General features: G+C 69.2%; 13 protein-coding genes. 5 read left to right on the top strand and 8 right to left on the bottom strand.

What is annotated here, in order from left to right; all coding sequences use genetic code 11:
- Positions 1-105: 105 nt before the first annotated feature.
- The gene (locus tag PMI01_RS17945; protein WP_007672060.1) at positions 106-999 is read right to left on the bottom strand and encodes a hypothetical protein; all 894 of its coding nucleotides are present in this window, start codon (positions 997-999) and stop codon (positions 106-108) included.
- A 67-nt stretch (positions 1,000-1,066) separates the two neighbouring features.
- Here PMI01_RS17945 and PMI01_RS17940 point away from each other — a divergent pair, with 67 nt between their 5' ends.
- Positions 1,067-1,405 (top strand): DUF1491 family protein, encoded by a 339-nt coding sequence (locus tag PMI01_RS17940; protein WP_007672058.1) that lies wholly within the window; start codon positions 1,067-1,069, stop codon positions 1,403-1,405.
- Positions 1,406-1,423: 18 nt separating this feature from the next.
- Here PMI01_RS17940 and PMI01_RS17935 read toward each other — a convergent pair whose 3' ends face one another.
- The 3 genes from PMI01_RS17935 to PMI01_RS17925 form a co-directional block, all read right to left on the bottom strand.
- Positions 1,424-3,391, bottom strand: coding sequence for an HWE histidine kinase domain-containing protein (locus PMI01_RS17935; protein ID WP_007672056.1), 1,968 nt, complete (start codon positions 3,389-3,391; stop codon positions 1,424-1,426).
- 93 nt (positions 3,392-3,484) lie between these two features.
- Complete coding sequence (locus PMI01_RS17930; protein ID WP_007672054.1) at positions 3,485-4,195, bottom strand: 2OG-Fe dioxygenase family protein; 711 nt, start codon at positions 4,193-4,195, stop codon at positions 3,485-3,487.
- Positions 4,192-4,590 (bottom strand): group III truncated hemoglobin, encoded by a 399-nt coding sequence (locus PMI01_RS17925; protein WP_007672046.1) that lies wholly within the window; start codon positions 4,588-4,590, stop codon positions 4,192-4,194. Before PMI01_RS17925 ends, PMI01_RS17930 begins: the two co-directional genes overlap by 4 nt.
- Before the next feature lie 242 nt (positions 4,591-4,832).
- On the opposite strand from PMI01_RS17925, the gene PMI01_RS17920 reads away from it, so the two are divergent.
- Complete coding sequence (locus tag PMI01_RS17920; RefSeq protein WP_035037024.1) at positions 4,833-5,213, top strand: hypothetical protein; 381 nt, start codon at positions 4,833-4,835, stop codon at positions 5,211-5,213.
- Positions 5,214-5,250: 37 nt separating this feature from the next.
- On the opposite strand, the gene PMI01_RS27500 is transcribed toward PMI01_RS17920, so the two are convergent.
- Entirely contained in the window at positions 5,251-5,397 is a 147-nt protein-coding gene (locus tag PMI01_RS27500) for a hypothetical protein (RefSeq protein ID WP_007672042.1), read from the bottom strand.
- A 255-nt stretch (positions 5,398-5,652) separates the two neighbouring features.
- Between PMI01_RS27500 and PMI01_RS17915 the strand changes: the two genes are divergently transcribed.
- Positions 5,653-8,055 (top strand): TonB-dependent receptor plug domain-containing protein, encoded by a 2,403-nt coding sequence (locus PMI01_RS17915; RefSeq protein WP_007672040.1) that lies wholly within the window; start codon positions 5,653-5,655, stop codon positions 8,053-8,055.
- A 135-nt stretch (positions 8,056-8,190) separates the two neighbouring features.
- Positions 8,191-9,792: a peptide chain release factor 3 gene (locus tag PMI01_RS17910; protein WP_007672038.1), complete on the top strand. Its 1,602-nt coding sequence runs from the start codon at positions 8,191-8,193 to the stop codon at positions 9,790-9,792.
- 78 nt (positions 9,793-9,870) lie between these two features.
- Here the strand turns inward: PMI01_RS17910 and PMI01_RS17905 are convergent, their stop codons facing one another.
- The 3 genes from PMI01_RS17905 to PMI01_RS17895 form a co-directional block, all read right to left on the bottom strand.
- On the bottom strand, positions 9,871-11,172 hold the full coding sequence (locus tag PMI01_RS17905) for a glycosyltransferase family 2 protein (protein ID WP_007672036.1): 1,302 nt from the start codon (positions 11,170-11,172) through the stop codon (positions 9,871-9,873).
- The gene (locus PMI01_RS17900; RefSeq protein ID WP_007672034.1) at positions 11,169-12,416 is read right to left on the bottom strand and encodes an FAD-dependent oxidoreductase; all 1,248 of its coding nucleotides are present in this window, start codon (positions 12,414-12,416) and stop codon (positions 11,169-11,171) included. The genes PMI01_RS17905 and PMI01_RS17900 overlap by 4 nt, the downstream gene beginning before the upstream one ends.
- A 261-nt stretch (positions 12,417-12,677) precedes the next feature.
- Positions 12,678-13,928 carry a pyridoxal phosphate-dependent aminotransferase gene (locus PMI01_RS17895; protein WP_007672032.1) on the bottom strand — a complete coding sequence of 417 codons (1,251 nt, stop codon included), beginning with the start codon at positions 13,926-13,928 and terminating at the stop codon, positions 12,678-12,680.
- Between the two features lie 234 nt (positions 13,929-14,162).
- Between PMI01_RS17895 and PMI01_RS17890 the strand changes: the two genes are divergently transcribed.
- Positions 14,163-14,540 (top strand): methylglyoxal synthase, encoded by a 378-nt coding sequence (locus tag PMI01_RS17890; protein ID WP_007672030.1) that lies wholly within the window; start codon positions 14,163-14,165, stop codon positions 14,538-14,540.
- Positions 14,541-14,544: the final 4 nt, after the last annotated feature.

Here is a 14,544-nt window from a genome sequence, read left to right as displayed (position 1 = left end):
TGTGTCCGCCCCCATAGGGGGCGGAGCCTGGAGCGCGAAACTCTTCCCCCTCTGGGGGAAGACGGCCGAAGGCCCGTAGGGGGCAAGTGTTCGCCGCGCAGGCGCCTACCGCAGGAACGCCCGTCCCGCCGCGAAGTCCCCCACCTCCACATAGGCCCGCCGGACCACGTCCTGCCCCGAGCGGCTGGTGAACACGAACTCCACCGTCGCCGCCTCGCGCGGATCGAGCCGGCTGAGCGCGTCGCCGGCCTCGCGCGGGAAGCGGAACGACAGGCCGGTCTTGGCGCCGGTCGGCAGCAGGGTGAGGGGGGCGTCGTCGCGGGTCTCGGCCCCGAACACCCGGCTGGCGTTGCGCGGCGCGGCGTTGGCGGCCAGGCCCTTGGCGTTGCGGGCGTTCAGATAGGGGCCCTGGGTGCGCAGGGTGTCGCGCAGCACCAGGCGCGCGGCGTAGGGCTGGGCGTTGTCGGCGAAGTTGGCGACGGCCAGCATGTCGTTGGCGCGTCCCGACAGGCCAAACACCAGCCGGTCGCGGCCGAAGCTGGACGGCTGCGACAGCCGCCAGACCGCGATGGTGGCCGAGACCGAACGGTCGGCCTGCCAGGTCGCGCGATCGCCGGGATAGGCCATGCGCAGCATGGTGGAGTAGCCGTCGAAGGCCTTGCGCACGCGATCGGCGGCGGTGGTCAGGTCCTTGGACCCGCAGGACGCCGCGCCGGCCTTGGCGTGGGCGCGGGCTTCAAGGGCCGTGACCTCGTTCTGGCTGACGCCGGAACGCAGGGTGGCGCCGCGCGCCTGGGCGCGGGCGGCGTCCAGGGCCGAGCCGACCGCCGGCTTGAACAGCCGGCAGCGGGCGTCGGCCGAGGTCATCAGCGTGCGTTCGTAGAGCTGGTCGGCGGCCGTGGCGGCGTGGGACGGGCCCGACACGCCGAGAATGGCGATCGAAGCGAAAATCCCTGGCCACCGCGCCGTCACGACCCCAAAGGTCTTTCTTGACGTCATTTTCTCGTATTCTGCGAGAGCGGTTTCAGGGGCACTCTAGGGGCCCGAGGTTGCGGTTCAGTTAGCGATGCTACTTTCGACGGATATCTGGGTCGGGGCTCTGATCCGCCGCGCCGAACTGGGCGGCGCCTTCGCCATGGTCGCGCGCAAGGGCGACCCGCGGGCCGGGGCGGTGCTGGTCAAGGCCGTGGACCGCCGGTCCAACGTCGCGCGGCTCTACAGCGAGGCGATGCGCGGCGACGGCGAGCGGTTCTGGATGCAGCCGGTGCGCTCGGCCTTCGAGCCGGACCTCGACGCCTATGCCGAACGCGCCGCGCGGATCGACCCCGACATCTGGGTGATCGAGATCGAGGACCGCGAGGGCCGGCATTTCCTGACGGAGCCGGTGGAAGCCGATCCGGGCTGACAACCGTGTCTTGGGAGTTCAGAGCGCCGCCGCCACCTGGTTGGCGAGCGCGCCCAGCAGCGTCGCCGCATTGGCCGGCTTGCGCAGCACCAGGCCGCTGTCGACATCCGGCTCCTGGTAGCCGGTCAGGTAGATGAACGGGATCGACCTGCGGCTCAGGGCGCTGGCCACGGGCGTGACCAGCCGGCCGGCCAGGTTGACGTCCAGCAGGGCGCGGTCGATGCCGCCGGCCTCGACCAGGGCCAGGGCGTCCTCGACGTCGCCGACCGGTCCGATCACCTCGGCGCCGGCTGCGGTGAGGATCTGGGCCAGTTCCATGGCCACCAACGCCTCGTCCTCGACGACCAGCACCCGCTGGCCCCGCAGCGCGCGGGTTTCGTCGCCGGTCAGGGCGTCGGCGGCCTGGGTTCGGGGCGGATTGCCGAAATAGGGGGTCGCGCCCCGGTCCAGCGCGATGCGGCAGACCAGGCCCTCGGCCAGCCAGTCGTGCTCGATCCTGGCGCCCACCTGGCGACCGGCGTTGGCGATCAGGGTGGCGCCGAAGCCCTGGCGCTTGGGCGGGGCGGTCGGCGGGCCGCCGGTTTCGCGCCAGGTCAGGACCAGGCGGCGGTCCGGCTCCCAATGCCAATCGACCTCCAGCATGCCGGCCCCGGTCGACAGCGCCCCGTACTTGCTGGCGTTGGTGGCCAGTTCGTGGATCACCAGACCCAGGGACTGGGCGGCCTCGGCCTGGATCAGCACCGGTGGTCCGCCGATCATCAGCCGGCTGTCGCTCTCGGCGCCGTAGGGCTCCAGTTCCTGATGCAGCAGCACGTCGAGACGCGCGCCGCTCCAGCGGCTGCCCGACAGCAGGCTGTGCGAGCGGGCCAGGGACCCGATCCGTCCGGAAAGCGCGGTGACGTACTGCTTCTTGTCCACGAAGGGCGTCAACTGGGCCAGGGACTGGACCACGGCCAGCACGTTCTTGGCCCGGTGGTCGATCTCGCGGATCAGCAGGCGTTCGGTCTCCTCGGCCCGCCGAAGGGCGGCGTCGGCGCGCGCCCGTTCGCTGGCGGTCCAGGTCAGGTCGGCCACCTCGCCGATGAACGCCACGTCCTCGACCGTCCAGTCCCGCGCGGTGTTCTGCGCCACGTAGAGATAGACGGTCAGCCGCCCGGCCTTGACCAATGGGAAGGCCACGAAGGCGCGGACGTCCAGCGGGGCATAGGCGCCGATGGCGGCGGCCTGGGTGGTGCGGGGATCGGCGTCGACGTCGCGGATCACCATCTGCTGGCCGGCCCGCATCTGGTCGGCCATGTCCAGGCCGAAGTCGTCGAGGACATGACGGCTGCCCATCAGCGAGGGCGCGCCGGCCTGGACCCATTCGCCGACGATCTCCACATAGGTGGCGCTGGGGTCGAGCACGCCGTAGCCCACCTGCGCGGCGCCAAGCTGCACGCCCAGGGCCTCGCAGGCCTTGACCAGGATGATGTCGGGATCGGGTTCCTCGCGCAGGCGGCGGGCCAGGTCGAGCATCAGGGCCCGCCGGCGCTCGCGCTCCAGCAGCCGCGCCACCTCGGCCTCGGCGCGCTTGCGGTCGGAAATGTCGCTGACCAGCACGTAGTAGCCGAGGACCACGCCTCCGGCCGCGATGTCGGGCACGTACTGCGCCTCGATGTGGCGCAGGCCGGCGCCGCGATAGGGCACCTCGCCCTCGAAGGTCAGGCGCTCGCCGCCCAGGGCGCGGGCCACGTGGTGCTTGACCCGCGCGTAGCCGGCCTCGCCCATCACCTCGATCAGGGTACGGCCCTCGATGTCGGCGCGGGCGACGCCGAACCAGTCCTCGTAAGCCCGATTGACGAAACGATAGCGCTCCTGGCGGTCGAGATAGCCGATCAGGATCGGCACGGCGTCCGCCATGGTCGCGGAGAATACCGTCCGGTTGGCCCCGGCCTCGGCGGGGCTCTCAACCGGTCCAGACGCGGGCGGAAGCTCTGGATTCGTCATCGGGCAGGGACTCGTGAACGCTCGGCGGCGAACGTGGCATGGGGTGGGTGGCGCAAGGGTGTGACATACGGTCGCGGCAACCCTGGCGTGAGCTCATTCGCGCCGGAAAGTCGCCACCAGCACGTCGCGCCGGGCCGGAGCACCCGGCTTCAGGGGACGGATCGCCGTCACCCCATGCAGCACGCGATGATCGTCGAGGAAAACCGTGTCGCGAGGTTGCTCCAGGGTAAAGGCGCCCAACCGCGCGCCGTCGGTCGCGAAGATGTCGGTGATTCCGCTGGCCACATTGTGGCGGTTGACCAGCATGACGATCACCCAGTCGACGCCGTCGCGGTGCGCGCCTTCCGGGGTCGGCAGGCCGGCCTCGCCGTCGCCGGCCTCGATGCGGAACTGGTGCAGCTCGACGTGCCAGGCCCTGGGCGGGTCGACGGTCAGCGGCTGGAACAGCGCCAGCCCCTCGCGCAGCACGCCCTGCGTCAGGGGATGCTCGGCGACCGTGTCGAGGATCGGTTCGAACCAGCGCTGCACCCCGCCGTTCAGGCCGTTGTAGTCGCGGCTCTGGTAGTGCGGCTGGTGCGGCTTGCAGACCACGCCGTCGGCCGAGGCGGAAAAGGCCGCGAACCGCCGGCGCCGATAGCGGCCGCCGTCGGCCATGAAGCGGTCCAGCCCCAGGTCGTTCCAGCTGTCGGCGAAGGCGTCCCAGCCGGCCACGGCCGCCGGTCCCAGCAGGGCGTCGGTGTCGGCGGGCAGGGCGCGGCAGAAGCCGGTGTCGCGCAGGGCGACGGCGATCTCCGCCCGGTTCAAGCGAACTGCTCCGGCCGGAAGAACAGGCCAAGCTTCAGGCTGCGGGCGATGCGTTCGGCCGCCGCGCCGGCCTGGCGGGCGCGTTCGGCGTCGAACACCTCGGCGCAGGTGGCGTGGAACAGGGCCAGCCAGGTCGCGAACAGGTCCTCGGTCAGGTCCGGGACCCTGGCGTGCACGGCCATGGGCGAGCCCTTGTACTGGCCGGTGCGCCGCAGCACCGACGACCAGAAGACCTTGAGGACCGCCAGGTGCGCGGGCCAGCCGTCCGCGCCCATCGCCCGCTCGAACACCGGTCCCAGCTGCGGATCCAGGCGAACCTTCGCGTAGAAGTCCTCGACCAGCCGGTCGATCTGGCTCTCGGTGAAGGGCTGGGCGGGGGAGGGCTGGTCTGTCATGGGGCGGTCTTCGATGAAAACGTTCAGGTCCGCAAATGGTGCGCCGGCGGCCGTGGCCAAACCTTGATCGGGCGCAAGCCGGGCGAATGGGTGTGGACAGGTGGGCCGCGACGCTTGGCCGCCGTGATTTCCCGGGTTGTTAACCCTGCTCCTAAACCGGAACGAAAGCTCGACGCGGCAGGATGCCGCAGGTCCTCCCCCGCGCCGTTCCCACCCGCCGCAAGGCCTTGTCCAAGGTTCCGATGCTGTTCCTGCTCAATGACGTCGTCCTCAGCCTCGACGCGGCCGAACTGGCCCCGCCGATCACCCGCGACCGGTTCGCCAAGGTGTCGCTGAGCTACGTCAGCAAGCTGGGGCAGGAACTGTACGCGGCCGAACCGTTGCTGCACCACAAGGACCTGGAAAGGGCCCAGCGCCTGGCCGCCCTGATCATCGCCAAGACCCCGGAGATCAACGCGGCGCTGTTCATCGCCCCGTCGCGCGGTTGCCTGGTCGATCAGGTGCAGGTGCGCTACGCCCAGTTGAGCATGGAAATCATGGGCGCGCTGTTCGAGCGCCAAAAGGCCGGTGGTCTCAGCAATCTGGAAGCCGACCGTCAGGTCTGGCGGCGCCTGGCGGCCTAGCCGCCGCGCCTCGCGTCCGTTCGCCCCGGTCCGGTCGCTAGAAGAACAGGTTGACCAGGCCGAAGAGCCAACTCATCACCACCGCGGCCAACACCAGGCCGGCGATCGCGACGCCAAAGCACAGGGCGTTGCCTTGGGGCGTGCAGGTTCCGCGTTGGTGGCGCGGATCGTGAACCATAGCCATTGTCGTTTCCTCGTTCGCGGCCGCCCCTCTGTCGGGGGCATGTCCGCAATGTCAGCAGCATGACTCCAAAACCCTACTCTGCCTAGGGCCTTGAAACAGCTGTTTCGAACCACCGGTACGGTTGTGGTCGCCGCGCCTTCGCGGACTTTCGCAGAGCGTCGGTCGGCGTAGCTTCACGGAACTGACGCGTCACCGTCGTCCACCCGACATCGGTCCGGCCTAACAGCCCCGCTTGAGTGAAACGGGGATTTCCGCATGAGACTGATGACTTCCGCCGCCTGGGCGACCCTCGCCATGGCGATCAGCGTCCCGGCGCATGCCCAAGCCCAGGCCCAGGCCAACCCCGCCGCCAGCGAGGCGAGCGAGATCGAGACCCTGGTGGTCACCGGCACCCGGCGGACGGATCGCACGGCCTTCGAATCCACGGCGCCCATCGACGTCGTCACCCAGGACGCCCTGCGCGCCACCGTCTCCGACGAGATCATGGACAAGCTGGCGGCCACGACGCCGTCGTTCAACGTCCAGCGCCTGCCGGCCGCCGACGGCCAGGCCTTCGTCCGCCCCGCCACCCTGCGCGGCCTGTCGCCCGACCAGACCCTGGTGCTGGTCAACGGCAAGCGCCGCCACCGCTCGGCGGTGCTGGGCGGCCGCGGCCAGCAGGGCGTCGACCTGGCCAGCCTGGGAACCGGCGGCATCGACCGCATCGAGGTGCTGCGCGACGGCGCCTCGGCCCAGTACGGCTCCGACGCCATCGCCGGGGTGATCAACATCATCCTGTCCCAGAAGACCGGCTTCTCGGGCTATGCCCAGACCGGCCAGTATTACGAAGGCGACGGCCGCAAGACCGAGATCGGCGCCCGCTACGGCCTGGCCGTGGGCAATGGCGGCTCGATCGTCGCCAGCTTCGACTATACCGACGCCCAGGCCACCTCGCGCACCCGCCAGCGTCCGGACGCCATCGCCTTCCAGGCCGCCAATCCGACGATCGCCGTGCCCAATCCGGTGCAGCGCTGGGGCCAGCCCGACCGCACCGTCTGGCGCGGGACGTTGAACGCCGTCCTGCCGCTCACCGACACGGTCGAGGCCTATGCCTTCGCCACCTACAGCGACATGACCGGAACCACCGACTTCAACTGGCGCAACCCGGCGACCGACACCTCGTACCGGGCCAGCCCGCTGTTCCCCGGCTGGACGCTGAACACCCTCTATCCGGCCGGCTTCTCGCCGAAGTTCGGCCAGGACGAGACCAACGGTTCGTTCAACGCCGGCCTGCGCGGCGACGCCCTGGGCTTCTCGTGGGACCTGTCGGCCGGCTACGGCCGCGACGACGTCGACTACTTCCTCAACAACAGCATCAACGCCTCGTTCGGCCCGACCTCGCCGACCTCGTTCGACGCCGGCTCGCTGATCCAGGAAGAAAAGACCCTGAACTTCGACGCCTCGCGTCCGATCGCCTGGTCGTTCCTGGCCCAGCCGGCCAACCTGGCGGTGGGTCTGGAAGCCCGCCAGGAAACCTATGAGATCAAGGCCGGCGACCGCTATTCGTGGGACGTGGGTCCCGGCGCCGCGGCCGGCCTGCCCAGCGGCTCCAACGGCTTCCCCGGCTACGCCCCCAGCCAGGCCGGGTCGTGGGACCAGACCAGCTACGCCGGCTATGTCGACCTGGACCTGCCGATCACCGACAAGTTCGACGCCGACATCGCCATCCGCCACGAGGACTTCTCGGAGTTCGGCTCGACCACCGACGGCAAGATCGCCGTGCGCTACGAGTTCACGCCGAACTTCGCCCTGCGCGGCGCGGTCTCGACGGGCTTCCGCGCCCCGACCCCGGGCCAGATCAACAACACCCGCACCTCGCAGGGCCTCAACACCACCACCCTGCTGCTGTTCACCTCGGGCCGCCTGTCGCCGGTCAATCCCATCGCCGTGGCGCTGGGCGGCAAGCCGCTGGAGCCCGAGGAGTCCAAGAACCTGTCGGTGGGCGCGGTCTTCCGCCAGGGCGGCTTCACCGGCTCGATCGACTACTACCGCATCGACGTCGACAACCGCTTCGCCGTGTCGCCGAACTTCACGGTGACCCCGGCGCTGCGCGCGCAGCTGGTCGCCGCCGGCGTGCCCGGCGCCGACTCGCTGACCACGGTCTCCTACTTCACCAATTCGTTCGACACCCGCACCCAGGGCGTCGACGTGGTGGGGTCGTGGAAGGGCGATGTCTGGGGCGGCAAGGCTGGCGTCACCGCCGCCTGGAACTGGAACGACAGCAAGGTCACCCGCTCCAAGCTGACCGAGGTCTCCAAGCTGGCCCGCATCAACATCGAGGACGGCCTGCCGGAGAACGCCGCCAACCTGACCTTCGACTACGCCAAGGACCGCTACAGCGGCATGGTCCGCGTTCGCTATTCGGGCGACTGGACCGACGCCCAGGCCAACGGCGCGGCCGACCTGATCCAGACGTTCGGCGGCAAGGCCCTGGTCGACCTGTCGCTCAGCGCCCAGCTGAACGAGAACTTCAAGCTGACGGTCGGGGCCGAGAACCTGTTCGACACCTATCCGGACGAGGCGACGTTCCAGGCCTCGCGCGGCCTGATCTACTCGCGCAACGCCCCCTACGACACCGACGGCGGCCTCTACTACGCCCGCCTGTCGGCGACGTTCTAGAGTCCCCTCCAGCCTGCCTCCCCCGGCGCGGCCGCCCGCGCCGGGGGAGGATTTTTCGCGCCGCGCCGGCACGCCGGCGGGCCTTCGAGGCCCACGGAAGGTGACAAGTTCGCCCTGGGACGCTAACCCCCGCTGATGAGCACTTCTCTCGCCCTCGAGGCCGCGCGTCGGCGCACCTTCGCGATCATCAGCCACCCCGACGCCGGCAAGACCACCCTGACGGAAAACCTGCTGCTGGCCGGCGGGGCGATCCGCGCCGCCGGGGCGGTGCGGGCCCGCGGCGCGGCGCGTCGCACCCAGTCGGACTGGATGAAGATCGAGCGCGAGCGCGGGATCTCGGTGTCGGCGTCGGTGATGACGTTCGACCACGACGGCCTGATGTTCAACCTGCTCGACACTCCGGGCCACGAGGACTTCTCGGAAGACACCTACCGCACGCTGACGGCGGCCGACGCGGCGATCATGGTGCTGGACGCGGCCAAGGGCATCGAGCCCCAGACCCTGAAGCTGTTCGAGGTCTGCCGCCTGCGCGACATCCCGATCATCACCTTCATCAACAAGATGGACCGCGAGGCCCAGGACCCGTTCGAGCTGCTGGACGAGGTGTCGTCCAAGCTGGCCCTCGACCCCGCGCCGCTGTTCTGGCCGGCCGGTTCGGGCGGGCGGTTCAAGGGTATGCTGGACCTGCGGGCTCAGACCTTCATCCCCTACGCCAAGAAGAGCTCGACCGACGAGGAGGGCCATCCGCCCGCCGTGTCGCTGAAGTCAAACGCCATCATCCAGTACCTCGACCCCGAGGAGCTGTCCGAGGTGGAGGAGGGGGCTATGCTGGTCTCCGAGGCCGCCAAGCCGTTCGACGTGAAGAGCTTCCTCGAGGGCCACATGACCCCGGTGTTCTTCGGCTCGGCCCTGCGCCATTTCGGCGTCAACGAGCTGCTGGCCGGCATCGGCGCCTACGCCCCGCCGCCGCATCCGGCCAAGGTGGCCAAGGCCGGCGTCGACACCCACGTGGCCCCGGGCGACAGCGAGGTCTCGGGCTTCGTGTTCAAGGTCCAGGCCAACATGGACCCCAACCACCGCGACCGCATCGCCTTCCTGCGCCTGACCAGCGGCCGCTTCACGCGCGGCATGAAGCTGAAGGCCCAGAACACCGGCAAGGCGATGAGCGTCAACGCGCCGATCATGTTCTTCGCCAGCGACCGCGAACTGGCCGAGGACGCCTTCGCCGGCGACGTGATCGGCATTCCCAACCACGGCGTGCTGCGGGTGGGCGACAGCCTGTCGGAGAGCGGTCTGCTGCGCTTCGCCGGCCTGCCCAACTTCGCCCCGGAAATCCTCCGCCGCGTGCGGGTCAAGGATCCGCTGAAGGCCAAGCACCTGAAGAAGGCGCTGGAAGGCCTGGCCGAGGAAGGGGTGACCCAGCTCTTCCGGCCCATGCTCGGCAGCTCCGACTTTATCGTCGGGGCCGTGGGCCAGCTGCAGTTCGAGGTCATGGCCGACCGCCTGGCCAACGAATACGCCCTGGACGTGATCTTCGAGAACGCCCCCTACGCCGAGGCCCGCTGGGTCAACGGCGACCGCCTCGACGTCGAGGACTTCACCAACAAGCACCGCTCGGCCATGGCCCACGACATCGACGACCAGCCGGTGTTCCTGGGCAAGTCGTCGTGGGAGATCGGCTATGTCGCCGAGCGCTTCCCGAAGGTGCGCTTCGACCGGACGAAGGAACGGGGCTAGAGCATCGTGCGGAAAGCTGGGGCGCGGCGCATGTCGATTTCCGGCTGACCACGGTGGCTTGAGGGGCCTGAGGCCCGACTAGCGCACCGGGAAGCGTATGCCATCCAGCACGGTGAAAACCGCGTCGGCCGGCGTGTGCGCGTAAACCGCTCCGGAGGTGTCGACGCCGATGAGCGCGGTGCCCGACCATGTCGGCGCCAGGAACAGGTGTGCTTCGGCCGGCGCCGCATTGGGCGGAAGGTAGGCGAGGTGCGTACCCGCCGTGGCGTCGCCGCCCTTGATCTGACCCTTCAGACTGACCCAGCCATCCTGACCTATGCAGTAGGCGGTGGTCGCGTACTGCGCGCCGAAGTCCCGCCAGCCATTGAGCAAATCCAGAGACGCCCAGGTTCGAGCGCGGGGCGCGGCGCCCATGAGGCGATCGGTCAAGCGCTCCGTCAGGCGTTCGAGTTCGATCCCGAGGTCAGACCGCAGCGTCGGCACGCCGATCCTCTCGAAGACCGACAGAGCTTCGGCGACGAACATGCTGCAGTGGGCCTCTGTCGCGGTCACCGCGGTATAGAACGACCACCGGCCGGCCTCGGGCAGGGCGAGACGTTCGAAAAGGCGCAAGAGGGCTTGCCAACGTTCCTGGGGGGTTCGGACGTGCGGCCAGATCGCCTGCAGGGCTCCCGATCCAAACGCCATCCAGACGTCGCGCGTGCGCGTTTCGTCCGACCAGCGATTCCAATCGGTGCTGAGGCTGTTGGCGTGAATTCGCTTGAGATACATCGCTCCCGGAACGCGCAGAAGGGCGCCATGCCCACCAAGCTTGATGTTCCAGACCAGGTCCTCCATCGCGCTCTTGTGCGGCAGGGTGCGCAGCGGGCCGGCCCTTCGAACGGCCTCCGTGCGGATCAGGCCTCGGAACGGAGTCCAGCGCGGCCGGTCGATCATCTCGTGGATCCGAGATAGGGCGTCGCCCTCCACGCTGTCCTCGGCCGTGATTCTATCACCCTCCTGAAACCATCGGACGTCGCAGTAGGCGACCGCCGCATCGGGGCGTTTCTTCAGAACACGGTACAGATTGGCGATGTAGTCCGGCTCGGCGAGATCGTCGTGCTGCCAGTATTGAAAGTAGCGCGTGCGCGCCGCGGCCGCGCACCAGTTGATGTTGCCTGTCCAGCCGAGCTGCGTTTCGTGCACATGCAACTCGAACCGAGGGTCGTCCGTATAGGCTCGCGCGACCTCGGCGCTCTCCTGGTCGCCGCCATCGACCGACATCAGCACCCTGTACCGCGTGAACGTCTGGGCCCGGATCGAGTCCAGCGTCTCGGCCACCATGTCCGCGCTGCGGTAGATCGGGACACCGATGGTGACCAACGGCCCGGCCGAACTCATCGAGCGATCCCGTCAAGGTGATCCGCGGTTTCGACCGCGACCATGGGTCCGAGCACCCATTTGCCGTTGTCGATGGAATGGTATCGCCCGGCTGAGCGACGCCCGACCGCATGACGCTCGTGCAGCTTGCTGGCCGGATCGTCGACGTCCGTATCGCCCGACGCGAAGATAATCCCTCCCCGCTGCCGCGCGTGCGGGAGCAAAGCCTCCGCGTCCCGCGCGAGCGTCGGCATCAACTGGCCGAGACCGTCCAGGATGTCCCGCGCCAGGGTTTCCGCATCGCCGCTTTCCAGGACGCGCGGCCAGGGCGGCGGGCTGATGTCGCCGCTCTTGCCGAGGCAGCCGGCCGGGTACCAGGACAGGAGCAGGGCGCCGCCGCCGTAGTTGACGACATCGCCGAACGGACCCAGGACGAACGAAGCGGACGGCATGCGCCGGGTGGCGCCCTCCGCGGCCGTGACTCGCAGGAAATGCTTGATCCGAAACATCCAGGGCGTCGACCGCTCGAGACCCGCGGTCTGATCCAGCCGAACGATGTCCTCCCAGGTGCAGTTCAGGACGTGGTCGAAGCTTTCCGTGTCGGTTCGTCCGTCCATGCTGACGCGCACCGCGACGCGATCGGGCCCGGGCTCGACCGTCTCCGCCCGACAGTCCGTCACGACGGTGATCCGCGGCTCGGCGCGAACGCGCGCGCGAAGCAGGTCGCCCAGCGCTTCCGGGTCGATCCCGATCTCCGGCGTCGCGAACACCGCCGACAACATCGCGGGATCGAAGTCTTCGCCCGCGACGCTGTCGGAGAGCCGGCGCACGTCCTCGCGCGGATCAGAGCCGAACAGGTCGACGCTCCCCCCACCCGCCAGCGTCCGGGCCAGGCCGGTGATCTTGCGGTAGCGCGCCTCCAGCTCGTCGGCCGACACGAGGCTGTCTCGATGGACGCCGTACCGGAACGGCGTGCTGGCGCCGAGTTGGTCGATCCCGTTGTCCAACCAGCGTCGCAGATGGCGCGCGAAAGACAGCGCGCCGCGCAACATGGTCTCCGCGCTCCGGAACGAGGTGTCGTTGGAGAAGATGAAGCCTAGGTGCAGCTTCCCTTCGTTCTGGATCCCCGCTTGAGTCAGCACGTCGGGGCGTTTTTCAATCAGGCGGACGTCCCAGCCCCGCCGAGCCAATTCGAGCGCACAACAAACGCCTTGGAAGCCGCCGCCCAGCACCGCGACGCGCCCGCGCTCACTACCACCCAACATTAAAGTGCGCCTCCCCGATCGACGGGCCCCTTTTACGAGAGCGCCACGTCTACGAGAGCACTAGGCCAAGTTGCAACTATGAAAAGTTGTCGCCAGGTCGCCGCCGTGTGAACCCCTGGCGTGAGGCGCGACAATCGAGTGCGTCAGCAGCCGTTCCAAGAGAAATCGAAATAGGGGCGCAATACTCATTGTCGAGTGTGTCGGCAGCCGTTCAAGCCGCCAGCAAATGAACGCGAGGCCCTATTTCGATCCGCCTTACAGCTAGGCGTAGTCTCCGAGGTCAACTCGGTGATCGCCGCGATCGTGCGTTTCGACCGCCACCGCCTTGCTGTCCATCACCGCCTTGAACGCCGTCTTGAACGCCGCCATTTCCTGCGGCGTGCCGACCGAGACGCGCACGGCGTTGGGCCAGATCGGCCAGGTGCGGCCGATATAGACGTTCTGGGCCTTCATCGCCGCGATCACCGATTTGCCGTCGCGGCCGGTGTCGATCATGAAGCAGTTGGTCTGCGGGTCGCCGATGACCTTGTAATTGTTGGCCTTCAGCCAGGCCAGGGTGTCGCGCCGGGTGTCGCCGATGAGCGTCTTGCGGGTCGGGACCAGGGTGGGGTCCTCCAGCGAGGCGCGCGCCGCCGCCGAGCCGGTGATCGGCATGGCGTTCTGGCCGAACGGGGTCAGCTTGGCCAGCAGGTCGGGCCGTCCCACCGCGAAGCCGCAGCGGATGCCGGCCATGCCGTAGATCTTGGAGAAGGTCCGCAGGACGATCAGGTCCTTGCCGGCGGCCACCAGGTCGAGGGCGTCCCCGGCGTCGGACAGGTGGATATAGGCCTCATCGACCAGCAGGATCGACCCGGCGGGCTTGTTGTCCAGCGCCCAGGCGATGTCCTGCTTGGTCGTCACCGTGCCGGTGGGGTTGTTGGGGTTGCAGATATAGATGATCCCGGCCTGCGGATCGGCGGCGACCATGGCCTTGACGTCGTGGGCGTAGCCGGCGGTGAGCGGGACCTTGACCACCTTGGCCTGGCTGGTCATCGCCGCGCGCATGCCGGCCTCGTAGGAGGGATCGGCGGTGACGAAGCTGCGGCTGGGTGAGGTGAAGGCGAGGACGGCGTAGTGCAGCGGTTCGGACGAGCCGGCATAGACGGCGATGTGGTCTTCCTTGAGCCCGTTCTGGGCCGCGAAGACCGAGACCAGCATCGCCGTCTCGCCGTTGCGGTCGTAGCGCCCGCCCAACGGGGCCACGCGGGCGATCGCGTCGCAGGCCGCCTTGGACGGGCCCAGCGGGTTTTCGTTGGCGTTGATCAGCACCGCGCCGGGCGGCGGGGCGTTGGGGCTCTGGCCGTGCAGGGCCATGCCGGAGGGGGGAGCGGCCCCGGTCGGGGAGGTCGTCTGGGCCGCCTGGGCCAGGTGGGCCTCGGTCAGGATCGGCGTCGCGGCGGCCAGCGCGGCGGCCCCCAGAAACGACCGGCGCCCCAGGGTCAGCCTGTTCGACTTGTGCGTGTCCATCGTCATCCCCGTCTCGGAGCCTGTCCCATGCCGGCCAGACAGGCTCGGCGAAGGCCAGCACAATCCTCGCGGCCTCGGCGCGCAAGGCCTCGCGCGGCTGATGGGGCCGACGCGGCGTCCCTGCCCACGCCGAGGGCAGGCCTGCCCCACGGTCGCCAGCGCCGACGGCGGCGCGCGCCCTTGTCATTCCGGCGCGGCCGCGAAATGAGTGTGTCCCCTCGTCGATTCCGGAGCCCGCCCATGCCCGCCGCCCCCCTCGCCATCGGCCTGGTCGCCCACGACGACAAGAAGGCCGCCCTGGTCGAATGGGCCGTGGCGCACCAGGCGTTCCTGGGCCGGCACCGGCTCTACGCCACCGGCACCACCGGCGGACGGATCCTCGAGGCCTTGCCGGACCTGGCCCTGACCCGGCTGAAGAGCGGACCGCTGGGCGGCGACCAGCAACTGGGCGCGCTGCTGGCCGAAGGGCTGCTGGACATGCTGGTGTTCTTCGTCGATCCGCTGTCGCCCCAGCCACACGACGTCGACGTCAAGGCGCTGATCCGCATGGCGACCCTGGCCGACATCCCCTTCGCCTGCAACGTGGCGACGGCCGACCTGATCGTGGCGGGGCGATGATAGA

Origin of the sequence: Caulobacter sp. AP07 (assembly GCF_000281955.1) — a bacterium.
Taxonomy (GTDB): Bacteria; Pseudomonadota; Alphaproteobacteria; order Caulobacterales; family Caulobacteraceae; genus Caulobacter.
Note: the sequence above shows the minus strand (reverse complement) of the source record. Positions and strands in the feature narration are given on the sequence as shown.